The organism is Marinobacter persicus, assembly GCF_900114155.1.
In the GTDB taxonomy this organism is placed as follows: domain Bacteria; phylum Pseudomonadota; class Gammaproteobacteria; order Pseudomonadales; family Oleiphilaceae; genus Marinobacter; species Marinobacter persicus.
In genome coordinates this window covers 190,816-217,474 of sequence record NZ_FOSC01000001.1, presented here as the reverse complement: position 1 = coordinate 217,474, position 26,659 = coordinate 190,816, and the positions used below count along the sequence as shown (strand labels likewise).

General features: G+C 59.0%; 8 protein-coding genes. 7 read left to right on the top strand and 1 reads right to left on the bottom strand.

The annotated features are described in order from the left end of the window. Window positions 1-334 precede the first annotated feature (334 nt). From BMZ63_RS00970 to BMZ63_RS00960, 3 genes are read left to right on the top strand one after another with little or no spacing between them, the layout of a single operon-like run. Entirely contained in the window at window positions 335-17,785 is a 17,451-nt protein-coding gene (locus tag BMZ63_RS00970; RefSeq protein ID WP_177187004.1) for a leukotoxin LktA family filamentous adhesin, read from the top strand. Then, window positions 17,785-19,428 (top strand): ShlB/FhaC/HecB family hemolysin secretion/activation protein, encoded by a 1,644-nt coding sequence (locus tag BMZ63_RS00965; protein WP_091700470.1) that lies wholly within the window; start codon window positions 17,785-17,787, stop codon window positions 19,426-19,428. Before BMZ63_RS00970 ends, BMZ63_RS00965 begins: the two co-directional genes overlap by 1 nt. Before the next feature lie 49 nt (window positions 19,429-19,477). After that, a complete protein-coding gene (locus BMZ63_RS00960; protein WP_091700468.1) occupies window positions 19,478-20,242 on the top strand; it encodes a SapC family protein in 765 nt (254 codons plus the stop codon). Between the two features lie 35 nt (window positions 20,243-20,277). On the opposite strand, the gene BMZ63_RS00955 is transcribed toward BMZ63_RS00960, so the two are convergent. Continuing rightward, window positions 20,278-22,980 carry a response regulator gene (locus tag BMZ63_RS00955; RefSeq protein WP_177187003.1) on the bottom strand — a complete coding sequence of 901 codons (2,703 nt, stop codon included), beginning with the start codon at window positions 22,978-22,980 and terminating at the stop codon, window positions 20,278-20,280. 413 nt (window positions 22,981-23,393) lie between these two features. Here BMZ63_RS00955 and BMZ63_RS00950 point away from each other — a divergent pair, with 413 nt between their 5' ends. From BMZ63_RS00950 to BMZ63_RS00935, 4 genes are all read left to right on the top strand, one after another. Continuing rightward, entirely contained in the window at window positions 23,394-24,179 is a 786-nt protein-coding gene (locus tag BMZ63_RS00950; RefSeq protein WP_091700465.1) for a Wzz/FepE/Etk N-terminal domain-containing protein, read from the top strand. A gap of 120 nt (window positions 24,180-24,299) precedes the next feature. Continuing rightward, a complete protein-coding gene (locus tag BMZ63_RS00945) occupies window positions 24,300-25,625 on the top strand; it encodes an MBL fold metallo-hydrolase RNA specificity domain-containing protein (protein ID WP_177187002.1) in 1,326 nt (441 codons plus the stop codon). A gap of 46 nt (window positions 25,626-25,671) precedes the next feature. Further along, the gene (locus BMZ63_RS00940; protein WP_091700461.1) at window positions 25,672-25,938 is read left to right on the top strand and encodes a hypothetical protein; all 267 of its coding nucleotides are present in this window, start codon (window positions 25,672-25,674) and stop codon (window positions 25,936-25,938) included. Then, the gene (locus BMZ63_RS00935) at window positions 25,926-26,615 is read left to right on the top strand and encodes an ATPase (protein ID WP_091700459.1); all 690 of its coding nucleotides are present in this window, start codon (window positions 25,926-25,928) and stop codon (window positions 26,613-26,615) included. The genes BMZ63_RS00940 and BMZ63_RS00935 overlap by 13 nt, the downstream gene beginning before the upstream one ends. Window positions 26,616-26,659 lie beyond the last annotated feature (44 nt).

Sequence of the window (26,659 nt, the reverse complement as noted above, 5' to 3'; positions counted from 1 at the left end):
GTAACAGGATGTGACGGGTTGTGTGTTCAATTTTTTTTACAGGGTTCCAGTTCCTGACGGCCTTATGGATTTCCAAGGTTTTGAAATATAACGATATTTAGTTCCTGTTCCGAATTGTTCCTTGGCATTGGTCGTACATAAACTAGGGTTAACGGCCAGTAACAAAGTGTAAAGGTTTGGCCGGAAGCCTGGAGTGCTTCGTGGCCATCACCCGTTGGGTGTCTGCACTAAAAGAACAATCTCGGAGGTTCCGTTAATGCCGCTGGCCAGTTCGCGTTCTGCCCGTCCACATCCTGCCAAACCCCGTCACGCGCGCGTAGGTGCTGCTAACCGAATGTTTCGCCGGCACCCGCTCTCGGCCGCGGTGGTTTCAGTGCTGGCCTCGCCGGCGGTTGTTTTCGGTAACAACATCACCAAAGAAGGCTCAACCGACACCTCGATCCAGGTGGACGGCAACCAGACAGACATCAGAACAGGCACGATAAAAGGCAACTCGGGCTTCAACTCCTTCGGCCGTTTTGAAGTGGCCTCCGGCAACACCGTCAATCTGCACGTCCCATCGGGCAAAGACAACCTGGTTAACCTTGTCCATGACGCCCAGGCGCAAATCAACGGCACCCTGAATGGCATGAAGAGTGGCCAGATCGGCGGCAATATTATCTTCGCCGATCCTCATGGCCTTGTGGTTGGGTCACAAGGCGTCGTTAACGTTGGCAGCCTGGTAGTGACCACGCCAACCAAGGGCGAAATGGACGCCATACTTGATTCTGCCACCAATGCTTCAGTCGACGGCGCCGCCATGGACCGAGAGGTTGCCCGACTGATGCGGGGCGATTATCAATCCTCTTCCGATGGTGAGATCCGCATTGAGGGCCAGGTCAACGCGGAAGGTGGTATCAACCTGTTTGCCGCCAATGCAGTCATTGTCGATGGCGCCGAGCTCTCCGTAAGTGTTCGTGACGACGCCTGGGAAGTCTTCCGCTCCGCAGTGAACGTGGATGGGCTGGAAGATCCGGCTGGCGCCATAACCATCGGTGGGGACACGGTCGAGGTGGATGGCCGGCTGGCCACCCTGATGGAGCAGGCGGAAAACCAATGGGATGACGATCCTGGCCGCGGCGATGTGGAAATACGCGGCTCCGAGATCACCGTAGGGGCCACGGGCTCTGTTGTGAGCGGCGAGGTTGACAACAATCAGGCCGGCGATATTCGGCTTCACGCCAGCGCCATTGACCGTTGCCTGGCGTGTGACCCAGAGAACACAACGGTTGAGACAAGCGAGGTCGAAGCCCCGGACGCTCTGAACGCCAGTGCAAACCGGGCCAGCGTCACCATTGAAGCCGGCGCCGTTGTCGACGCAAGGAATAAGGCAGATGCCGCAAAATCCGGCGATGTCGAAATCACCGCCGAGGCCGAGGATGTCCAGATCTCCGGCAAGGCAGCCACCAGTGCCCAGGTTACAGTTGATGGCGACGTGGCCGGCGGCAACGTGGACATCAAAGCCCGGTCACTCGCCATGACCAGCGCCGGCTTTCTGGAGAATTTCGCATTGGATGACGAAGACACCTTCGTCAACCTGTACGACACCTTCGCCACTATCGACAGGACCGGATTCACCGGAGTTGAAGACGCCTTTGATGTTGAAGCAGACGATCTCACCCAGCTGCAGTCGATCCAGGATATCGTGTCTGTTTCCATTGCCGATGCTGATGCAGGTGTGGATATTAATGGCACTGTTACTGCCGAACGTGACCTGGATATCGATGCCCACGCCACCCGGCACATCGACAACATCGCCGATGGCAGCCTTGAGTCCTACAACGCCGTCGTGCCCTTCAGCTTCGGCTTCTCGTATGGCGAACTGGCCGGCGAAACATCCGTTAACGTTGGCTCCGGCGCGGTGCTGAACGTTGAAGGAGACCTGTCCCTCGATGCCAGCAGCCAGAACACCCTCATGCAGACCGCTGCCGGCCTGAATCGACACGACGCCGAAGGCAACCCGCTGACAACAACCGGCCTGGCCGTGGGCATCGCCATGGCTGACACCCGGACATCAGCCGAAGTGGCTGACGGTGCGACAGTCACCACATCGGCAAGCTCCGATGTGCAGGTGCGTGCCCGGGCAGAGCAGATGTTCAGTAACGAAGTGAGCTTTTCATCCATTGGCAAGGGTGCAAGCGCCGCCCCGGCCATTGCCTATGCCAACTTCGACAGCTCCCTGTCAGCCGCATTTAATACCGACCTGAGCCGGGGTGATGACCTCTCAGTCCTGGCGCTGAACCGGGTACTTGAGCAACGCAACAGCGCCAAGACCAAAGCCGGTAGTGGTATCGCAGATCATGTCCAGCGAACCTTCCGGGAAAAACACGGGCTGAAAGCGCCCTATCTGGATTTCGTAACGAAAAAGGTGAACAACACCTTCAACCTTGCCTCCAGCGATAACGATTCGGGAAGCACTGGCCTGAGGCTGGCCTCGGCCATGGCCTGGGCTGACTCCCACCATCAGGCCAAAGCCAGCCTTGGCAGTGGCGGCGGCGCAACCGTCGATGCCGGTGGAAATGTGGAAGTGGTAGCCCTGCAGAATCAGGCAGAACTGCGAAATCACGCGCTTAGTACAGTCAATTCCACCGCCAAGCGCAAAGATGCCGCCAATATCGCGTTGAGCGTGGCGCTGGCTTACAGCGACACCCGGCAGGACACCTGGGCCTGGATTGGCGACGACAGCACAGTCACTGCCTCGAACATCGCCGTTGGCGCGCGCACCGAAATGCCACTGACAACCGCTCTGGGTGAAGTGCTGGGTAATTTCTCCAAATGGGATTCTTTTCAGTCGGTCATTCAGCGCGCAAAACAGGATGTTCTGGACGCCGGCAAAGCAGTTGCGGATCTTCCCAGCCAATACGCCAACGCCAGTGGTGAGGGCGAGAAACTCGCCATGGCCGGCGCCATCTCGGTCATGAACACCACCACCAACACCGAAGCCTGGGCCGGCGATGGCGTTTCCCTGACAGCCACCGCCACCGATCCCACGCCCTGGAGCAGTGTTCTGTACCGGGAGCTGGATGAAGATGGCAATCAGCAAGCGGTGTGGACAGCGAAAGGCCGCAGCGAGACCGATCCGGCGGACCGGGAAGATGACCAGCATGACTGGCAGGGTGGTGTCCAGATCGTTTCGGAAAGCAACATGGAGCGCCTGGCGGTTGCCGGTAATCTGGGTGCGTTGATTTTCGGGTCCAAATCCGGGAAGGGGGGCTCTGTCGGCGCGGCCCTGAACATGGCCAACCACAACTCCCGAACCCTGGCGGGCATGGGCGTCAATGGTCAGGTTCATTCAGCAAGCCGGTTCGATGTCCTGGCCGACGAGCGCAACCTGCGCATGATGCTGGCCCCGTCTGCCGGCAAAGGCAAGAGCGTTGCCGGCAACGGCACGGCGATCATCAATCTGGTTGACAGTGATGTGATTGCAGGTGTTGATTCTTCCACATCCGTCCAGGCCCCCGTTGCGCGTCTGCAGGCGTTTCACGATATTGGCCAGTGGAGCGTGGCCGGAGCGGTTGCCGCCGCAGAGAACGCCGGTGTTGGCGCCGGCCTTGCCGTGAACCAGGTGGATACCGATGTACAGTCCGTTGTCGGTGACATGACCGCCTGGCGGCCAACACGACTGCCGGGCAGGGAACCGGGTGAGAACGCAACCTGGAAAATAGACGCGCTGGTGGTGCGTTCCGAGACCCGGGGGCAAAGCGGGGCGTTCAGTATCGCCGGTGCAGTGGCGCGTTCGGAAGAAGACAAAAACGAAGACGACACCGCCAAATCCAGCGACGAGGCACAGGGTAAAAGCGAGGGACTGTTCGGCTCCCTGAAATCGGCGGTCAGCCCGGTCACCGAAAAGTTCGGTGAATGGAAAGGCAAGCTTGCCGGTTACCAGGAATCCGGTGACAAGAAACCCGCCGAAAGCACCGACGTACAAACCGAAGACCAGTCCCTGCCGGTGGAGTTGTCGGCCGCTGGCTCCGCTTCGATCAATATTGCCGACCAACGCACCCATGCTGGCGTTGCCGATGTGGTCATTGAAGGCTATGACGCTGACCCGGCCACAGGCCAGGATGTGGATGTGCGTGCGCTTACCCAGATGCAGCAATACAGCGGCTCCGGCGCTGGCGCGCTGACCATGGGCGGCAAAGACAGCAGCAAGTTCAGCTCTGCGCTGTCCGGCGCACTGTCGCTTAACTGGGTACAGGGCGGTTCCACCGCCACCGTCGACAATGTAGAAGCGCTGTCGCTGGATCGGCTGGATACCACAGCCATCACCGGTGGTGACCACATCGCCTTTGGCGCCGGGTTGTCGGTGAACACAAGCTCAACAGACGGCATCAGCGTCGCCATGTCCGGTTCCGTGGCCGCCAACCAGACCCGCACAGCGGCGGAAGTCTTCGACAGCAACTTTACATTTGTCGATTCGGAAGAGGCCGATCGGGCACTGAATATCCGGGGCTACGACCGCACCCGCAACCTGATCGGTGGCGGTGCCCTGGCCGGTGCTTCGGGCAAAGGTGGCAGTGCCGGTGGTTCAGTAGCTGTCGGCTATCTTGCCAACGAGCTTGCCGCCGGGTTGACGGGTACCAATGTTGAAAATGCAGTGGATGTTTCTGTGGAATCCGCCTCGCAATCCCGAGTGCTGGCGGGCGCATTGGGGGCGGCCGTCAGCGGTGGCAAGGGCGCCGCCCTGGCGGGCTCCGGCTTCACCGTTTACATGGCGAACACGGTGGAAGCACTGGTGGACGGCCAGAACACCGGAGCCATCAAAACCGACGCGCTGTCGGTCCGGGCTCACAGCGTGGAAGGGCTTTCGGGTTTTGATTCGCTATTCCAGGCCGGTGCCAACGCCAGCGTTACCGACGCCGGGCTGGATTTCGAAGGCAACGTGCTGGCAGACCTGGACAGCGACGTTGAAGTGGAAGATGAAAACGTCGCCAACGAAGATGAAGAAGCCGGCGTTGAAACCCAGTCACTGTTTGACTCCGACCTGGCCGGCGAGTTCGTGGTAGGGATCGCCGGCACCCTGGCTGCCAGTGGTAAAGGCTCCGGTGGCGGCGCAGCCGGTGTCATCTATTCCGGCTCTGACTATTCCGCCACCGTGCGCAATGTAAAACAGTTGGAAGTCACCGGAGCCCTGGACGTGGAGGCGGAGAATGGCGTTGAAACACTTGGCGTTGCCGTGGGTGCGGCGGGTTCGAAAAGCGTTGCCATGCTGGGCTCCGCGACCGCACTGGTTGACCGGGGCCAGGTAAGCGCTGAACTCACGGATAACACCACCGGTGAGAATGTTGAAACAGGACAGGTCAACCTGAACGCCCTGCACTCCGGCGGCTACTATTCTTTTGCCGGTGCGCTGGCGGCCTCCAAATCCGCCGCCGGTGGCGCGGCTATCGGCATTACCGACATTGAGAATACCGTTGAGTCGTCCCTGCGCAACACCGATATCGACACCGGCAGCGACAATCTGAACGTGACTGCCTCCGGTGCCAATGTTATCCGCTCGGCGGCAGTCAGTGGTGCCGTATCCAAGAGCACCGCCATCGGTGGCGCCTTCAGCTACAACCGTATTGATGGCACAACCACCGCCTTGGTAAAAGATTCAACGCTCGATGCCAGTCAGCTAACCGTCAGCTCGGCCCAGCCCGAAACCGGCGCCAGTATCTGGTCAGCGGCTGGCAGTATTGCGGCGTCCGGCTCGGCCTCTGTGGGTGGTTCAATCGCCATCAACCTGACCGAAGGCAAGCGAGAGACCCGGGTGGAAAACAGCACGCTCGATGCCAGTGGAAAACTGGTGCTGGATTCCGGCACCGCCAACGAAATCTATTCCCTGGCGGTGGGTGGCCAGGCCAGCCAGTCAGTGGCCGCCGGTGGCTCGGCTTCCTTCAACTACATTAACGATGAGTCGCTGGTATCGGTAACCGGCAGCCGACTGGCGGCAGACAGTGTTGATGCCGACGTAACCGACGGCGCCAGCCGCATCGCCACCCTCGCGGGTAATATTAACGGTGGTGGCAGCGCTGCCGTGGGCGGTTCCGTGGCCAAGGCGTCCATCGCCCAGCAACGGTCGATTTCACTGACCGACACTGAACTCGACGTTGAGGGCGAAGCAAACTTCAATTCCCGCGCAACCGGTGAAATATACAGCCTGTCAGTCGCCGGCTCGGCGTCACAGAGTGGCGGTGTGGCCGGGGCTGCCACAGTGGGCACCATCGAATCCATCAATGAAGTCATGCTGGACAGCGTTCATGGCCAGGCCGGCGAGGTATCGCTGACCGCTGATGACCAATCCAGCATTTATTCATTTGGCCTGGCGGCGGGCATTGGCGGCACCTTTGGCGGCGGCGCGGCCTCTGCGGTTAACTACATCAGCAACAGCACGGATGTCGGTATCACCGGCCATGCGCTGGACACCAATAACGATCCGCTGTCGCTGGATGCCAACCGTGTCACTCTGAACGCCAAGGCGGACCAGACCATTCGCACCGTCGCCGCCGGGGCTGGCGGTGGTGGTACGGCCGGTGTTTCCGGCTCGCTGGCGGTCAACGTGATTAACGCCGGCGTGTCATCCGCCATTACCGAGGGCGCGCAGGTCCGGGCCGTGGGCAATATCGGCCTGAATGCCACCAACGACAGCCGTATTCAGGCGGTCAGCGGTGCTCTGACTATTGGCGGTTCCCGTTTCGGGGCAGCTGGTGGTGTCGGGGTGAATGTGATTGATTCGGTCACCGAAGCCTACATCAGTGGCGCGCAAACCCTGGTGGAAGCCCGTGGCTCCCTGGCCGACGACAGGCTCGCGGTTGGCACCACCGACATCGCCAACGCCCCGGATGTAACCAACTGGTCCGATGCCAGCAATTTCAATCCGGTGACCGATCTGGAACGCGGCAGTGAAGAGCGAACCGGCCTGTCCGTCAACGCCGCGAGCAGCCAGCAGGTTGGCTCTCTTTCGGCGGCCGTTTCCGGCACCGTTCCAGATCCGTTCGGTTCCGCCGCCATGGCCGGCGTAAGCACCACGTCTGTTCTGGGCGGACGCACCGAGGCCCGAATTGAAGATGCGCAAATCAATGAAGAACTCCTTGGCGCCGGCCAGGATGTGCATGTGTCGGCGGGCAGCAACGCCTACAGCGTCGGTTATCTCTTTGCCGGTGCCTTGTCTGGTTCAGCGGCCCTGAGCGGCACGCTTGATGTCACCCTGATTGATCACGACACGAAAGCCGATGTCGACGGCGCCGATACCCGGGCCGCAGGCGACATGCAGGTACAGGCCGACAGCGTGCGCTCGGCCGCGAATTTCGTCACCGGCGCCAGCGGTGCCGTGGCCAACGGCACAGGAACCCTTGGTGTGATCCGCCTGGCCGGTTTGACTCAGGCCCGGGTTGTGGGTGGCACCACCAAAACCGGTTCGCTCGATATCCGCGCCAATGGCGATTCCCGCATGAGCGTCACCTCCGGCTCGGTGGTTGTTGGCGGCGTTTCTGCTGGTGGCGCCTTTTCACTGGGGCTGAACGAATCCGAAGTCAGCGCATTGCTCGGCGACACGGACGAAAACGACGAAGACAGAGACACCCGGGTTAACACCGACGGTGATGTCACGGTTGATGCAAACTCAACGACCGATCTTCTGGTTAACTCGGCGGCAGGTTCCTTCACCGCCGGCGGCAGCATTGCCGGCAGCGCCAACGTCATAGCGGCTGAGAACATTACCCAGGCCCGGGTAACCGGTGCCACTCTGAGGGGTGAGAATGGCGGTGACACCCGTGCCGGCAGCCTGACGGTCAATGCCTTAGACCGCAGCGACATTCTCAGCAACTCCGGCACGGCGGGTGTGTCCACCAGCGGCAGCACCCTGGGTGCCAGCGCCAACGTGGTGGTAACCAATAATGCCACCCGAGCCATTGTTGAACGCAGTGACCTTCGTACCAGCGGCAAGGTGGATCTTGATGCGGTTCACGAACTCGACGCATCCCTGATCACCGCCACAGGCGGACTGTCTCCCTCAAGCGCCGCCATTGGCGGCTCTTTTGGCCTGTTGCTGGTTGGCCCGGGAGCGCCGGTTCAGGAATACAGTGACGATACCGGCAACGATGGCAGTGTGGACGTTGACGCCCGGGACGAGCTCAACAAAGGCGGCAGCGGCACACTCAGTATCTTCGACAGCATCGGTTCCGGCGATGGCACGGCGCTTACACAGCGGACAAACGTTGCCGATGGCGCCGACATCGAAGGCGATGCGCTGGACGGCGAGACCGAAACGCGGGTGAATCAGGGCACCGGTTTTGCCGTGGGCAACCGGCTGGAGCAGGAAAGCCAGCAGGAAACCCGTGCAACCATCACCGACAGTACCGTTAACAGCACCGGCAATGTATCAGTCGATGCCGACGAACGCCTTGCCACCTACAATCTGTCCGGTTCGGCCCAGGGCGGGTCCGCCGGTTTGGGCGCTGCCGGCGCCATGACCTTCCTCCGGTCTGCCGTGACTGCGGAAATAACCAACGCAACCCTCGAGGCAGACACCGTTCGGGTGAAAGCCACGGCCGGCGATCTGGGCGGTGATCGGGGCGTCGATGTCTATAGCGTATCCGGTGCCGCCGGTTTTGGTGCCGGCCTGGGTGCCGCCGTTTCCGTTGGAAGCCTCGAAAATTCCGTGAACGCCAACCTCGGCGGCACCATCACCGCCAACCAGTCAGTCAGCGACGACGACAGTGCCTCCATCGATGTTGACGCGGAAGACGCCTTGTCGCTGCGCAGTCGCGCCGATGGTGCGGCTGCCGGGGCGGCTGCCGCTGGCGTGTCCATCGCGGTCAGTGAGCGTGACTCTGTCATCCAAAGCAAGGTGGCGGCAAACAGTCAGCTTGAAGCGCCCACTATTCACATCGACAGCGACAGCAGCGGCGGCTCCAAAGCCTGGGCACGCAGTGCCACGGGTGGTCTTGGCGTCGCGCTTAACGGCGCGGTTTCCGTGGCCAAGGATGAGGCATCGGTGGGCACGGTGATTGGTGATGGCGTCAATCTGCAGGGCGACACCTCGATTGGCTCGGTGGGTAGCGGCAAGGTCGAGTCCGTGGCTCAGGGCGCCTCTGTCAGCCTTAACGTGTCCATGGGGGCTTCACTCGCGTTTGCCGACAGCGAACGCACCATCGAAACCACCCTGGGCAATAACGTCACGGTGAACGATGGCGATAACCTCACGGTTAGCGCCAAACAGAAGCGCGAAGGCGATGATGCCAATGTCCGCGCGGAGAGCTTCAGTGCTACTGGTGGGGCGTTCCTGGGGGCGGATGCCAGCCTGGCTTTTGTGAGTGGGACTGATACCACCGAAGTGGATGTGGGCAGCAGCTTGACCATGAACGACGCTGTCCTGGACGTGGGTGTGGCAACCGATGCCCGTCGTGAATCCCGGGCCCATGGTTTTGCCGTGGGTGGAGCCTTGGCTGCCGGCACCGCGTGGGCGGAAACCGGGGGTGGCAGTACCACCAAATTGACGCTGGGTGACAACGTTGCTCTTGGCGATGGAGTTGCCATGGAACGGGTGAACCTGGCCATCGATGCTCATGAACAGTATCTGGCGGAATCGCTTGCCGGCAGCGGTGGTCTGGTGTCTGGCAATGCATCCGTTGCCCGGCAGAGTGGTGCCGACACCGTTTCACTAACCATTGGCAATGGTGGCAGCATCGTATCCGATGATGCCGGTTTCCGTAGCGATTACCGGGGCGATTTTGGCTCCCATGCCAATAGCATCAACGCGTCGGCTCTCGGAGCCAGCGGTGCCTTCTCGCGGGCGGGTCTTGATAGCAGCAATACGCTGACGCTTGGTAGCAGCGCACTGGATGTGGCCAATGGCACAAGCCTGGTGGCCGAGAGTGACGTACGCTCCATCCATCCGGGGAACCAATCCGCCAGTGCCGCCGGTGGAGGTGTGGCTTCCGGTCAGGCGGTGGATCACAAAACGGACCTTGACCTGGATACCGACGTTATCATTCAGGATGACGCGATTGTCCGGGTTGGCTTCCTCGGTGGAGGCAATAGTGAAGTGCCCGAGTTAATAATTGAAGCGGTCAACAGTCTCGCTGTTCAGTCCAACGCTTCACTCGCTACCGGCGGGGCATTGGCCGGCGGCGGTGTTTACTCGCAAGTCGAGGCCGATCTGAATGCAGGTGTTCGTGTAGGCGAAGCAACCCTGTCTTCCCGTGGTGATATTACCGTCAGTACACTGACACGGTCTTCCGTGCTTCACGATGCCTCTGCCAATACCTGGGGCGGCGTGGCGGCCACGGATGCCGAAGCCACCACCAACATCAATGATAACCAGTCGATCACCATAGGTGATAATGCATCGTTGCTGGCCTGGGGTTACCTCAGCCTGGCACCGGGCCTGGCGGCAGACTGGGGGCAGGAAAACCGCTTGTCCACCATAACCACAGCCAATAGCCTGGTGAGGGGCATTATTGCCATTGCAGATGCCACCGCGACAGCCAACCAGGCCAGCAACGCCAGCATTTCCGTGGGTAACGGGGCCAGCCTCAGTGCCGGTCGTGATGTGGAACTCACGGCCTACAACGATGCCATTTCCTACACCGTCGAGGGAATGGCCAAAGGCTATCAGGCAGGTTTCATCCCCATTGAAGACAAGGACTCCCGCGAAGGCGCGAAGGAAGTTAGCTCCGATATTCGGCTGAATGGCAGCTTGAAAGCGGGTGTCTTCGATCGGCTCGACATCGTCATCGACGAATATGGCATGCTTTCGTACAACGAGGATTCCGCCGCGCCCTTCCTGGCCGTGGCTCAGAAATTCAACCCGACAGACCTGATCAATAGCGCTGATATGGATGCCGCAGTAGCCGAAGTGGTCAAGAAAGGCATTGTTGATCGGGATGTAGAGGCCTGGTTCCTCGATGGCCTGTTTGCCTCGGGCGGCGATGTCATTCTGAGGGCCGATACCGTGGACGGCACTGGCGATATTGAAGCCAGGGGTGGCCCCTCCATCACTGTTGAAAATAACAGCTTGCAATACCTGCGTCTTGGCAAGGTCACCATACCGGACAACCCTGGCGGCAACCTGCAGTTCAAAGGCGTGGCCGACTCAGTGGCAGGTTCCATCAGCGTCACGAAAACCGGTGCAGACAAAGGTGCGGAAATCTCCATTCGAAATACGCGCACCGACAACCTGTCTGGTGCGGATTACGGTGCCGCACTCTTCCAGGAAGACGAAATTACCAACGAGAGTGGTACTGTTGAAATCAACGTCGCCAATGGTGCCTTCGCCGCGTTGTCTACTCTGCGTGGCCGATTGGTCTCGGTAAACGTTGACGGACCAATGATTGTCAGTCCCCAGGAAGGCAGTTACTGGTTCCCCGGTAACCACCCTATGGATATCTGGGATAATTATGCCGACTTGCCAACGGATGCCAGAGACGCGGTTGTCTACGCCGCTAACGTGTATTACGACGACAAACTTGACAATAAAAACAAGCCGTTACTTGAAGACGGCACAGACTTCTCCGACTACGATGGCGAAAGCATTATTCTGTTTGGTGGCTGTGTGCCGGGTGTCTATGACCGCAACGGCACTGATGCCTGTACGAAAAGCACTGCCGAAAAATACGGGTTTGGAATCACCCAGATCCTGGATATCAACGGCACAGGTGATGCTGATCGCCAGTCTCATGTGCCGGTTGTACCTCGCTGGTCTCTGGATAAAGTTGCGGACAAACGCAGTGATTCCGGATATGAAGGCACAGCGGACTGGGAGGGAAGTGAGGCCATCGCCATCGATGCAGATGTGATCGATCTGAACGGCACCATGAAAACCGGGCGAAAAACCGCGCAGGGCATTCACCTTTTTTCCGCAGTGGATGACTGGGTTGAGGAACTCAAATTACTGGGAGTGGAATCGGGCCGGGTCGAAATTCCTGAGATATTTCTTAGCTTAACGGCCGGGGAAGTAAAGACGTTGTCGAAGGCTCCGGGGGATGACTGGTCCGAAGAACTGACCGTGTATTACGACTTTGCCCGTGATCAGGTGGTTGTTGACGATGTAAAAGCCACCGGTGGTGGTTACCTTTACATGAAAGGCAAAGTAATCAACTCCACCGGCATGGGGCAGATCGACGTTGAAAGTGGCTATGGCCATATCGACATCGTCAACGAATCGTCGGCGGATCTCGAAGTCAATCGGCTGGATACCGGCAGCGGCTCGGTAGGCATGGTGGTTATCGCCGATGAACTGAAAGACGTGACCGCCTGGTATCGTTATACCCAGGGAGAAGGGCTGGAAAAATTTGTTGCACAAGGCACAGAAAATGTGTCCATGGGCAGTGCAAACCGCCAGGTCCTCAGTGGCCAGTCTGCCTCTTTCAGCCCACAATCCGGTATCCGTTGGGAATGGACAGAGCGGGCAGACTTTTCCCGCGATTATGACAAATCAAAAGATCTGAGCAGTTGGATCGGGAACTGGACTTTCGAGGACAAGAGGGATCCCTGGGACGTTTCACGGTCGGGTCGCCTGGTCAGGGACACGGGTGACAGCAGCGCCTATCGCCAGGAGACCAATGGACGCTTCTCCGGGACAACGGCCTGGAAAGGAAAATATACCAAAGGCTGCCCGGCAGAGCTTGATGGCAAATGCGATAACGGAATGCTGGTCTCCTCCATCGAAAAAAACAGCGATGGGGACGATGTCGGTATTGCCTACTGGCGTGCAGCATTTCCCACCAAAGGCTATCTCGAAGTTAGCCGCTCAGTGCGCGCCGATTATGAAATCGGCATCAACTTTGCCGGTTTTGATGAAGGCCGCGTAAAAATAGATAACGGCGGAGACGTTCGCCTGCGTGGCAATATCCAGAACAGCTCCGGCCTGACCGATATTACATCCCGGGAAGGCGCCATACTCTCCGGTGACCGGATGATTGAGTCCGCTGAAGTCCGCCTGGCGGCGGAAAAAGCGATTGGCTCATCCACCCTGCCATTGCGGCTCGACCTGGCAGGAGAAGGCTACCTTGACGCCGTATCCGGCGCTGAAGGCATCAACCTGATGATTGACTCCGGGGCGAAGCTGAATCGTATCCACGCCGGCGAGGGCGAAGGTGATGTCTTCATCAACGCCACCGACTCACTTTTGGCCGGTATACGGATGGGCGGTGTTGCCCATATTGAAGCCCGTAATCTGAATCTCTCAAGTGAGCTGGGTTCGATAGGTGGCATCAATAACACTGAACTCCTGGTGGTTGATCTGTACGAAGGGAGTAATGGTGATGGTGCACCCCGTGACGGTATTCTGAGTGTTAATGCCAACCGGGATATAGGTATTAAAGACCGGCAGGGAGACCTGTGGGTGAGCTCTGTCACCTCTGAACTTGGCGATGCCCGCCTGGTAGCAGAATCCGGGCGGATTCGGGATGTTGAACGCCGCGTTGGCGGTGATTCCGTAAACGCCGAAACCCGCGAACAAATTTGGAAACGCCTCAGGCTGAGGGCAGAAGACGGAGGCCAGGCCAGGGCACGTGAGTTGACCATTCCGGCATTCGAGGCAAAAGTGGAAAGAGCCTATGCCGATTACTGGCGCCTGCTTGACTCAGGCACTGTCGAGAATGGAGAGCTAAACCTCAGCAAAGATGGCATTGAACACTATCGCACTTTGCTCGCCGCCCGGGGCCAATCCTCCGATGATACAGCTGTTCAAGACTATGCTGCGGAGCAATACCGGCAGGCTACTGAAATCTTCACAGAGGCCTTCGGTAATGACTGGCGCGATGATGACCGGCTTGCCGGGTATCGGGAAGATTTCTCCTTCCAGGCCAGCGCAGCCCAAAAGGAACAGTTGACAGAAAACGCAATCTGGACAGACAGCGAGCTTCGACGTTCCATCAATGTGGTCGCCCTTGAGGCAGCGACCACTGGCTCGACCATCGATATTGAAAATCCGAATGTTGTGGCCCGGGACGTTACGCTGGAAGCTGCCCGCGATATCGGTGAAGTTGCAGACCCATTGACGATCAATTATCAGGACCTGATCGACGGCAACCTGAGCGAATCCGCCGTTGGTGCACTCGCCATGGCACGGACAGCCGGCGACGTTACCCTGGAGAAAAACGTCGATGGCGACATCGTCTCACTGAGTGTGAACCAGACCATTCCGCTGTATGTGGATTCCGCCGGTCGTTTCGATTTGCTTTCCGGAGGCTCAACCTTTATTCAGGGGCTTGGTAACCTGCGCATTGGGGAAATAGACGTTGCCGGCGACGTCCGTGCACTGACCAACGACAACATCACTGTGGCCGGTAATGCGCCAGGGTTGATCAAAGTAGGCGGAGATCTGACCCTCGGAGCGGCTGCAGGTTCCATCGGTAACGTGGATGGTTCGGCCCTTGAGCTGGATGTGGCCGGTGAACTGCTGAGTGCGTCGGCGTCCGGCGATATCGCCCTCAAATGGCTCAACGGCGATCTTGGCATTGAGCGCATTATCGCCAATGGTGGCGTGTTGTTATCCGTACCGAACGGGTCTCTGTACCGCACAGTCGACGGCCTGAACATCAGCGGGCAGTCGATCGAGCTGGCCACTGGCGGAGCCATCGGCGGGCCGTCGAGCGCTTTGGATTTGCGCCTGACCAGCGACGATGGTGCGTTGAGTGCCACGGCGGATGGCCCAATGTACCTGACAAGCCACGAAAACACCCTGCGGACGAGCCTGCTGGATGCCAGCGGCGGCATCCAGCTTGATGTGACCGAAGGCTTTTCACTACTGGATAACGCCAGCCTCCGAATCGGCGATGACCTTGATCTGTCGGCTGCCACAATAGACTTCGGTGCCGATGCCTCGGTGGTTGTTGCCGATGACGCGGACATAACAAGCAGCGGCAATCTGACCACCGGCACCGGATTCACCATGGATGTAAACGGTGGCGAGCTGCAACTGAATGCTGCGGACCTGGCATTGGGTGCCAACAACAACCTGGAGGTGGCCGGCCTGAGCCGGATTGACGCCGATCACTGGCAACTTGGCATCGATACTCGTGTCAACGCAGCCAAGCTGCTTGGCATCACGGAACAGCTCACTATGGCCGAAAACAGCCGGATTTACGGGGAGAACCTGGTCTCGCTGGAGGCCTCTGGCGATGCTGTGCTGTCGCAGGTAGCTGTGGGCAATGGCGACTTGTCCATCCGTGCAGACGGCGACATTACCCGGGCAGACGCCAACCGTGCCAACCTGGCCAGCACTGATACCGGCACGCTGAGCCTGATTGCCGGCGGCAGCATTGGCATGGCGAATGCGCCCATGCTGGCCAGTGTGCCCTTTTTCGATATTGTGAAAGCCGGCACGGGCAGCCTGCACCTGAACTGGCAGGGTGATGCTCAGGGCGGCCGGATAGAAGCAGCCAACACCCTTGAACTCACCACCCGCGACGGCCGCTTTGAAGCCGACTATCTGAAAGCGGATGGTCGGGCGTCACTGATCGGTGACAATAGTGATTTGAAGATTGCCGACCTCCAAGTATCCGGTAACCTGGATGCGGAAACGTCTAACGGCAACCTGTCGCTGGTGAACGCCGATGTGGATGGCGCAGCCGATATCCGGGTCAACACCGGTAATCTGCTCATGAATGACGCGGATGTTCAGGCTCTGGCCGATCTCACCATAAATACAGGGAATATGAACGTTGGTTCTCTGAGTGCGGGTTCTGAGCTGAGGGTTACCGGCACCGGAAACAGCAACCTCTATCTGAAGCACACGGTTGTGGGCGGTCAGGCCACCATTAACCACGGCAATGCCGGCGAAGTGGTCATCGGCCAGGATGGCGACACCGACTGGGCCATGGAGGTGGATGAAACTCTGTCGCTCAGTTCCGGTAGTAAAGCCACCATCAGCCGGGCACAAGCCGGCTCCGATATGGTGCTGGAGGCAGCCAACCACCTCAGCGCAGACAGGCTCAAGACTGGTGGCCAGCTGAACGCCACCGTAGATCAGGGCGACATGAGCGTCCGGAAAGCCGATGTCGCCGGTAGAGCCGACTTCCTCACCGCCAACGGCAACATGACCGTACGTGAGGCCAGCACCGGCGGCGCCATGCGCCTTGAGGCCAGTCATTCCAGCGCTGGCGACATCACCTTCGGCTATCCGGAAAACTCGGACGAGCCGATAGACAACAACTTCCACCTGGATGCCGGCGATACCCTGCATATGCTGGCCACCGGCAACATCTACGGTGGCAACGCCCGCGCGGTAAACAGGCTCGACATGCGTGCCTTTGACCTGAACTTCGGCCACGTCACCAGCTCCGCCCTGGATGTATTCCTGCAGGCCGAACGCAACGTCACTGGTGCGCGTGTAGTGGCCCACCGGGACCTGGGCATTGTGGCTGGCGACACCCTGAAGCTGGACGACACTCGCTGGGGCGGCACGCTCTCACTGAAAGCCGGTCGGGATCTCACCGTCGCCACCGGTGGTGATATTGACCTGACCGGCCAGATAGAAGCCGGGCGCGATATGGAGATCACCTCCCACACCGGCTTTATCCGGGCAGATGGCGCCAAGGCGGGCAACAATATGTCATTGTCGGCGGGCGAAGACATCCTGTTTGACCGACAACTGGAAGCGGGCGGCGAAATGCAGATCGACGCCGGCGGCCGGCTGGAAGTGGGTGAATTCATCACAGCTGGCGGCAATCTCGAAATCGCCACCGGCGAGCAGCTGCAGGTGGGTGACTTCATTACTGCCGGGGGCTCGGCTGCCCTTACATCCGGACAGTTCAGTGTGGTTGGCCAGCGAGTGAATGCCGGCGAATCGTTGAGCTGGCGCTCTGGTGGTGATCTCGACGTCAGCGAATCCATCACCGCAGAGCGCGGCACCATGGATATCGATGTCAACGACAGCCTCACAACCCGCGAGCTGCACGCCGGCACCCGCATGGATGTCATTACCGGCGGCCCGAAACTGGACCTGGAGCGGGCGCTGGCCGGTGATGCGCTCACTATGAACGTGGGCAGCCGCGACCGCACACAATACACCGACAATGGCGGGCTTTCAGTGGGTGAAATGACCGGCTCGGCCATTACCTTGCGGGCCGCCGACAGAGTATCCATCGACGAAGTACGCTCCTCAGACCTGCTCGATATCGCCAGCACCTGGATAGACATCAGCCGGGGTATCTACACCGGTAACCAGGCCCTGGGCCTGGATGTGCGCGGTCTCAACAGCGCAGCGGCAAACCGTGTTGAAGCCAACCTGACAGCCGAGCGGGTGGAGAGCAACGTGCTCTACTCACGCAATACCCGGATTCGCCAGGATGGCACCTACGCGGCCTTTGACGATGCCCAGTACATTGATGTTCTGGACCTGGAAACCAACCAGGCCAGGATAGTGATGGACAACACCAACTCGGCCTGGGCCGGTGCCGATGTGCAACTGGTTGAGCTGGATAAAGCCTTCTGGCTGACACAAGACCACAACTGGAGTGAAACCAACGCCTACGTGCTGCACCGCAAGCCCACTCACCAGGTGACCGTGCCCAACTTCACGGCCGATCACAACGAAGCCGAAGGTGTGGACTACACAGGTTCTTCCGCATCCCGTTACATCGACCGCATTGAGCGGGAGTTCCGCGTGGCGGAGACCGGTGTGATTCCCGCGCCCACAATGCCGGAAATCAACGTGCCGGATACGGGCAGTGTCATGCTGAACGCAGTCAACCTCGACCTGACGCCAGACGTTGCAGACAACACCGAACAACGCCCGGAAAAGGGGCGGGAGATTTGATGCGAGCATTACTGATCAACGCCTCACTGATCGTGCCCATGGCCATCGGGACCGCCCATGGGCAGCAAACCATACCCGCAGACCGGCCCGGGTTGTTTGACCCCGGCCTTGACCTGCAGGACAAACAACAGCGCGAGCGCGACATTCAATTGCGTGACAAGGCGGACGAAATCCAGGTGCCGGCCCTGCGTGGGGGCGATGCCGGCAGCCAGCAACTGCCGGAAACCGGCGAACGGTTTGTCATCAACGCCATCGGTTTTAACCCCTCGGTCTACATAACCGAAGAAAGGCTGAAAGCCATCGCCAGCCAGTACACGGGTCGAACCATTGGCTTCGAAGACCTGAATGCCCTGCTGGATGAGATCAACGCCATATACCAGGAAAAACGCCAGCTCACGTCACGGGCAGTGATTCCACCCCAGGATATTGGCGACGGTCGGCTCAAAGTCGTGCTGGTGGAAGCCCGGCTCGAAGGGGTGGCGTGGACCAAAGACCCAGAGCAGGTACCCGCCTCATTCTTCACCGAGCGGATCAGGGTCAAACCGGGAGAAACCCTGGACACCGCCCGGCTCCTGAACGACGTACAGCGGCTGAATGCCACCACACCCGGCCCGCAGCTGTCCGTCAACCTTGAGCCTGGTAGCGAATTCGGCACAAGCCGCCTGGCGCTGGAGCCGTTCGAACCAGAACCCTGGGGCTTGCGCATGTACGCCAACAACTACGGCAGCGAATCCTCTGGTGAGTACCAGGCCGGGCTGCGGGGCAAATGGTTTTCACCCACCAACAACGCGGACACTCTCTCTGCCACGGTGCAGGCCACCGAGGGCACCATCTTTGGTGACTTTGATTACCGGATTCCGGTGAACCGATACAACGGTGAAGTGTTTGCTGGTGTCAGCCGCAACCAACTGGAAATCCTCAATGGTCCGTACCGGGACCTGGAAATCGAGGGTGAATCCATGGAATACCGGCTTGGTTATGAGCAGCCCTGGTGGCTGAACCGCCGATGGACCCTCACTGGAGGGCTTGAATACCTGCGCAGTGAATCCGAAACCACCCTGCTTGATGGCTTCACCCTGAGCGAAACCACAGTGGACAGTTTCCGGCTTACAGGCACCACCCGTTATCGCGAGGGCGACTGGTTTGCCCAATACCAGCAAATAATCGATACGTCTTCCACCGAGAACCAGGTGAACGGCGCAACCGGTAATTACCAGCGCCTGATGGGCAACGGTTTTACCCAGTGGCGCTGGACAGACACGGTCCGCTTCGTTGGTAAAACCCGCTGGCAATGGGCGTCCGCCGAGGAAGATCTCCCTTCCACGCTACTGTTTCAGCTTGGTGGCCTGGCCAGCACCCGTGGCTATGAATCAGGCATTCTGGCCGCGCCCCACGGTATAGACCTCAGCCTTGAGGGCCACTGGGCATTCACCGAGGGGTGGGAACTGTCCATGCTGATCGACGCCGGGCACGTAGTGGACGACGACCTGCCGGAAAGCACCATTACCAGTGCCGGCCTCGGCCTGGGCTACAACGCAGGCGGCCCTTTCAGCTTCAGCGCCCTCTACGCCGGCGCATTCAATGACGTTGTCCCCGAACAGGACAGCGGGCAACTCTACGTCCAGCTGCAATGGCGGTGGTGACTGGCCGCCAGGCAACTCGTTTTAAACACCCCGAGAAGGAACCTGAACAATGAAAACCTTACTGCTCTACGATGAAATTACCCTGTTGAACCGTGAGCGGCACCGTAACCTGCGTTTGCAGCCGGCCAGCAGTTTCAGCTTTGCCGCAGGCACCCATTACGTACCTTTGGCGGCCCAGGAGTTTTACCAGGCAGCGAGGGACTACCCCATCCTGTTCGTGGGAGAGGGCGAGACCATGGCGCCCCTGGCGCTGCTCGGTCTTGAAGAGGGCGTTAACCTGCACATAGACGAGCAGGGTGCCTGGACCCAGGGTGCCTATGTGCCGGCCTTTATCCGCCGTTACCCGTTTGTGCTGGCCACCAACGCCGAGGACCGTTTCTCCGTATGCTTTGACGCCGGTTTTGAAGGCTGGAACGAAGAAGAGGGCCAGCCGCTCTTTGATGGCGACGGCAAGAACACCGCGTTTCTGGATGAAGTTATCGAATTCCTGAAAGGGTTCACTGGCGAAATGAACCGCACGGACGATTTCGTGAAAACCCTGAATGATATGGACCTGCTCAGCAGGAAAACACTGAACCTGAAGCATCCGGAGGGCGCCACCTACCGGATTGACGATTTCCACGCGGTGGATGAAGAAAAGTTCGCGCAACTGGATGACAAACAGGTGCTGGAACTCAACCAGAAAGGCTACCTGGGGCTGGTCTACGCCCACCTGATCTCCCTGGGCAGCGCCAACCGCCTGTTTGACAGCCATCTCAAACGCCGGCAGGGCTCCCCTAAAACCCACCCCGAACCAGAGCCCGAATTGCACTGATTGCTCCGGGATTTCCCCAACACCCCTGAGCGCCCCTAGCCGGCGCTCAGGAGCTTCTGCAACCGTTTCTGCAACTGCTCCACCTGCTGGGCATGAGCCGACTGCGGAAACTGCTCCCTGACAAAATCCGCCGTCTTGCTCACCACGCCCCAGCGGGGGCGTTTGGGCAGGGAATCCTCAGATAGATAGCGGTCCAGCGTTCGGGTTTTGCGCACAGAGCCATCCAGCGTAACGGTCCAGAGGCCGCTTTCTTCGGCAAGATCGGCCCGGGGCTGGCCGGTTTCAAGTTCCCAGGTTTGCACACACTGTTCCAAAAGCCTTACCAGTAAAGCGCGCGGGCATTTTTCGTCTTGAGACGACGCCTGTACGGGGCTTTGGCGAGACTCCTGCAACTCCCAGCGCATCTGCTCATTTTCATGAATGGTCAACTGGGCCTGCACCCGGGCCAGCATTTCCTGTTGGTAGAACGGCTTGGCCAGATAATCGTTCGCACCGGCGTTGAAGCCTTCCAGCACATCCTCCGGTCGGGTTCTGGCGGTCACCATAATCACCGGCAGGGTGCTGGGGTCGTGCTCTTCACGCAGGCGCTGGCACACTTCCAAGCCGCTCATGCCGGGCATCATCACATCCAGCAACACCAGTTGTGGAGGTGCCTTGGCAACTGCGGCCAGCGCCTCCGGGCCATTGGCGGCCCGGTCAACGGCATAGCCGGCCTGGGTCAGTTGTTGCTGCAGCACCATGGCGGAAGTGTCGTCGTCATCCACCACCAGAATGCGGGCCGCTGAAGCCCCGGGGGCAGCTGACTTCGTGGCCCCGGGCCAGACTGCCGGGGAGTCATGGGCGGTTTCCCCGCCTTGCATGATGGCCTCCGGTGGCGCCCGGCGCAGGCGGCGACCCTGGCCGGCCACGGGCTCGTGGCTCACGGGCAGGGAAAAAGACGCCACCAGACCACCTGTTTGTGCCGGGCGCAGGGTCAGGTCGGAACCATGGGCCAGCAGAATCTGCCGGCTGATCGCCAGGCCCAGGCCCACGCCACCGTGGCCATCCAGAGAAGAATCCTGCCCCTGCTCGTAGGGCTTCATCATGCGGCTGAGCTCGTCTTGCGGAATGCCCATGCCTTCGTCTTCCACGCGAAAGCACAATGCCTCGCCGGTTTGCTCCACCGCCAGGGTAATTGTGCCTTCATCCGTAAACTTGATTGCATTGCCAATCAGGTTGAAAAGCACCTGGTACAGCCGGTCGCTGTCCGCCATCACCGGCGGTAAACCGTCGGGCAGTTGGGTAACCAGGCGCACCGGGCGCTGGCCAATCAGCGGGTGGCAGGTGGTGACCACCTCCTCCACAACCGGGGCGACCGCCACGGGCTCGGGCGTGATCTCCAGTGCATCGTTGCGAATCTTCGTGAACGCCAGAATGTCTTCCACCAAACGCGCCAGCCGGTGGCCGCTGTGCATAATCAGGTCAATGGTTTTGCGCTGTGCCGGGTTATCCCGGGGCAGGGTGTCGGCCAGCCCGACAATGGCATGCAGCGGTGTTTTTAGCTCGTGGGAGGTATTGGCCAGAAATTCGTCCTTCAGCCGGTCAGCCCGGCGCAAGTCCGCCTCCAGCGCCTGGGTGCGCTCAAAGGCTCGTGCGTAACGGCGGGCCAGGGTAATGGCGTGCAGGCCAATGGCCGCCAACAAACCAAAGCCGACAATAATGTCGCGAATGCCGGATTCGTTCATCCAGTAAATCTGAATGGTGGCCGTGGCCGCAATCACCGCGCTGGCCAGCAAGATCAATGACGATTCCGGATGTTTGTTCAACCATGCCCGAACCACGCCCGCCAGGGCCAGAACCAGGGTGGCCACCACAAAATACAGCAACCAGCCAATAGTAAGGCTGCGCGGCATGCCGGGGAAAAACACCGCCACCACCCCATAAATCACCAGCGTGAGCGCCACCCAACGGGTCCAGCGCATGGGAATATAACGGGGGAACAGGGTGGACAGAAACAGCAGGTAGGTAACGCCGGAAGCCAGCGCGGTAAAGCCATCCAGGGGCCGGGCAACAGAAAGCGGTACATGCCACCCGTAATAACTCAGCAACTGCCCGGAGAGCAGGGTTTGCAGCGCCCAGGCCCCGACAGACAGCGAAAAGAGCAGATAAGTGTACTCCCGGCGAATAAAAAACAGCGCAAGCTGGAAAAGGGCTATCAACAGAAAGCCGCCTGTAAGCACGCTGTTGGTGATCAACTCTGCGGCCAGGCTCTGCTTGATCTCATCCGGCGCGCCCAGCATGGGCACTTTCGGAAAGCCGGCATTCCGGGAGTGGTAGTTGCTTACATGGAATACCAGCTCCACCCGCTCACCGGCGGTATCCAGAATCACCTGCCGCTCGCCGTAATCCTCCCGGGTGGCGGCCTCTGTTGTGCCCGGCGTGCCCACCTGGGCGGCCAGTTCACCATTCACAAATAACCGGTAGGCCGAATACACCATGGGAATGCGCAACACCATGGGCCCGGCGGTGTCGGGCAACGTCAGCACCTTGCGATAGGTGGCATAACCGGTAGGCGGCAGGGGTGCGCCGGAAACCGCCAGTTGCGTCCAACTGCCGGGCAGCGACAATTGCGTGGTTAGCGGCTTGCCGGCCTCCGGCACCTGCCCCGGTGGCACAAACTCCCGCCAGTAAAATGCCCAGCCGCTGTCCAGTGGCTGCAGGCGGTCCTGGGGGGCGCCGGCAACCGGCCCGGCCCACATTAAACCCGCCATTAAAAAAAGGATAAAAGCGGCAAAAAACCGCTGTGTTATTTTTATACTCGGTTGGTTCACTGTTAATGGCTCCCTGTGCTGCCTCCCGCGGAAAGGGTGATTGTAGTGGAAGGACGGCCCGGGTGGAATTTACCCCGGTGCGTTAAAGAGAAGGGTACGAGCTGTTTGGCTGGAAGGCTTAACGCGAGCCTGTTTCATTCGTTACCAAAAGACACATATCCCGGCAGAGATAGTTAATAGGTCGCCTTGCCACCCTTGGTGGGGTGCGTAGAATTGCGCCATAATTTTTAATGGCCGAGTTAGGCCCACGCTATTACCAACAACCAAAGCTATTGCCAGAATGCACTGTGAACGGGTCGGTGGGGCGGTAGCGTGGAAAACAGGCAATTACAGGGAAACCGATGAACGAGAACAACCAGCAGCCGCAACAGCCTCAGCAACCGTACTACGACGACGAGATCAGCCTGGTAGACTTGGCCACCACTTTTATCCGTCGTAGGCGGGTGTTTTATGCCGTGGTTGTTTCCGTGGTGGTACTGGCAGCGGCGTATGCTTTGGTCTTTGTGGGTGAAGTAAAGGAATACAGCACGCTGATTCAACTGGGTGAACAGCAGGGAGAAGAAAGCCGGGAGCCGCTGGAACAACCCGCCACGGTTATAGCGGCTATTGAAAACCGCTGGTACCCGGAGTTGCAGGCGGTCTACGCGGAAACTGAAGGCGAAAGGCTTCCGATCCGTATCAACGCCAGCAATCCCAAAGAAACCACGCTGATCAAGCTGTCTACCGAGACGTCACCAGAAAACGCGGGTGAGGTAGAGACAGTTCATCAGCAACTGGTAGAAAAAATCACCCAGCGCCAGTCTGAACTGCTCAAACGCCAGCAACGAGTGCTGGAGAAACGCCTGGAGTCCATCAGCAACACCCTGGAGCGCCTAAGCAGCCAGGACGTAGCCGGCGAAGCACTCGCACAAACCATACAAGAGCAGGTTGATGTACAGGCCCAGCTTGAATCCCTCAAGCCCGCCGAAACCCTGGTAGTCGCCCGCGAAAGCCTGGAAAACAAAGGCACCAGCAAAAAGCTCATCCTTGCCCTGGCCATCGTACTCGGCCTCATGCTCGGCATATTCGCCGCCTTCATGGCCGAATTCGCCAGCCAGGTCCGCCAGGCAATGAAAGAAAAAGCCTGAGGGACGAAAGAGTCACGGCCCTCACGGGGTCAGACCCCGCCTTTCAGGGGGCTGACCCCATCCAACAGGATGCACCGAACAGAAAAACCAACAGGAAGCACCAAAAAGAGGCAAAAGGAAATGCCAGAAACAACAGAAGTCCAAATAGAACACCACGGCGCCAAAACCGGCGTAACCGGCTCCTGCCACCAACTGCACATCAACCCCGAGATCAGCCTGCTAATAGACTGCGGCCTGTTCCAGGGCCAGGAAGCCGGCAACACACGCAACACCCAGGAAATTGACTTCAGCACCGAAGGCATCCAGGCGCTCATCGCCACCCACGTACACATAGACCACGTGGGCCGCATACCCTGGCTACTGGCCGCCGGCTACACCGGGCCCATCATCTGCTCCCGGCCCTCGGCCAAACTGCTGCCCCTGGTACTGGAAGACGCCTTCAAACTCGGCATCAGCCGCGACAGGCAACTGGTGGAACAATACCTGGCCACCATCGAACAACGCCTGCTGCCATTACCCTACAACCAATGGCACACCGTAATAGACACCCCGGAACACCGGGTAAGCATACGCCTGCAGCGGGCCGGCCATATACTCGGCTCCGCCTATGTAGAGGTAGACCACAACGGCACCCGCATCGTCTTCAGCGGCGACCTGGGCGCCAGCCACACGCCACTGCTGCCAGCGCCAGAGCCGCCAGAGAAAGCCGACGTACTGGTCCTCGAAAGCACCTACGGCGACCGCAACCACGAAAGCCGGGAAGACCGAAAACACCGCCTGAACGCCGCCATAGACCGCGCCCTGCAAAACCAGGGCACCGTACTTATCCCGGCCTTCAGCATCGGCAGAACGCAGGAACTGCTGTACGAACTCGAAGAAATCATCAGCGACGAACTGCCCGTAATACTCGACTCGCCACTGGCGGCCAAATTCACCGCCGCCTACCGCGAACTGCAGCCCTACTGGGACGAAGAAGCCCACGCCCGGCTGCAACAGGGCCGCAAACCGCTGGGCTTCGACAACCTGTTAACCGTGGAAGGCCACCACGAACACCTGAAAATGGTCCACCACCTGGCCCGCAGTGCCCGCCCGGCCATCGTTATCGCCGGCAGCGGCATGTGCAACGCCGGGCGCATCGTCAATTACCTCAAGGCGATGCTGAACGACGAAAGGCATGATGTGCTGTTTGTGGGCTATCAAGCCGAAGGCACTCCGGGCCGAGACATACAACGGTACGGGCCAGATAACGGTTACGTATGGCTGGATGACGAAAAACACACTATCCGCGCCAGAGTGGAAACCATTGGTGGCTACTCCGCGCATGCTGACCAGCAGGGGTTGGTGAACTTTATTAAGGGTATGAGGCGCAGGCCGGAAGACATACGGCTGGTGCACGGCGAAGAACACGCCAAACAGGCCCTGCGAGCAAAGCTGGCGAACAAATAGCCAAAGGCGTATGCTCTTGAGAATTGATGTGACTGGAGGTGTTCAAATGAGTACCTGCAAGGAAAAACAAACCGTGACCAAAATACGCAAACACAACCGAATCAACGCCTTTGACGATAATCGAAAATTACTGCGTTATGCCCAACTGGCGTCACGTAACGCGATAGGTGAGTCGTTTGAAGCCGGCATCTCTGTTGTATACATGAAAGACGGACAGCTCGTTCGCGAAGACCCGGATCACGAAGTAACCGTGGTCAAGAAACTGCAGAACAAGGAAAAGTTCGACCTGAGGGAGTACCTGTGCCACGGATAAGGCTCATCGCCGGCCCAAACGGGGCTGGCAAAACAACACTGCTTAAAACTCTAGTAAAAAACAAAGTGCCAGTAGGGCAGTACATCAATCCTGATGACATCGCCCGCCACATAAGCCTCAACTCAACCCTAAAACGCACCAATCAAGAACTTGGCATTGGCCAGAACAGCCAGGATTTCTCGGTGGAAGTTGAGCGCTATCTCGCTGTTATCATGGCACAGAGCATCGCCACAGGATTGCGTGAGGACTGGCTGGCCTACAATCTCTCGCTGACGTACGAATCAGTGATGAGCCACAAAAGTCACCTGGATTTTGTGGATAAGGCAATCGAATCAGGGTTTGAGCCTTATCTGTACTACATCTGCACCTCGGACCCGGATATCAATAAAGCAAGGGTGGCGCAGCGTGTGGAATCTGGCGGACACCCAGTACCTGAAGACAAAATTCTTGGTCGATACCATCGCAGCCTGAGCTTGTTGTGTGAAATGGCCCGAAAATGCAGAAGGGTGTACTTCTTTGACAACTCCAGCCAGCGACACCTGCATTTCTCCGAAATCACTCCAGATGGCTACCTCGACATTTTCGAAAAGCAGTTTAATCAGGTAGAGCCAACCTGGTTTGTTGAGCATTTGTTAAAGAAATGGCCGAGAGAAAAGGTGCGGATTGCAAGTTTGTAGTGCTGGATTAGACCCGGATAAGCAGGCCTTATCAGCTTTAAAAA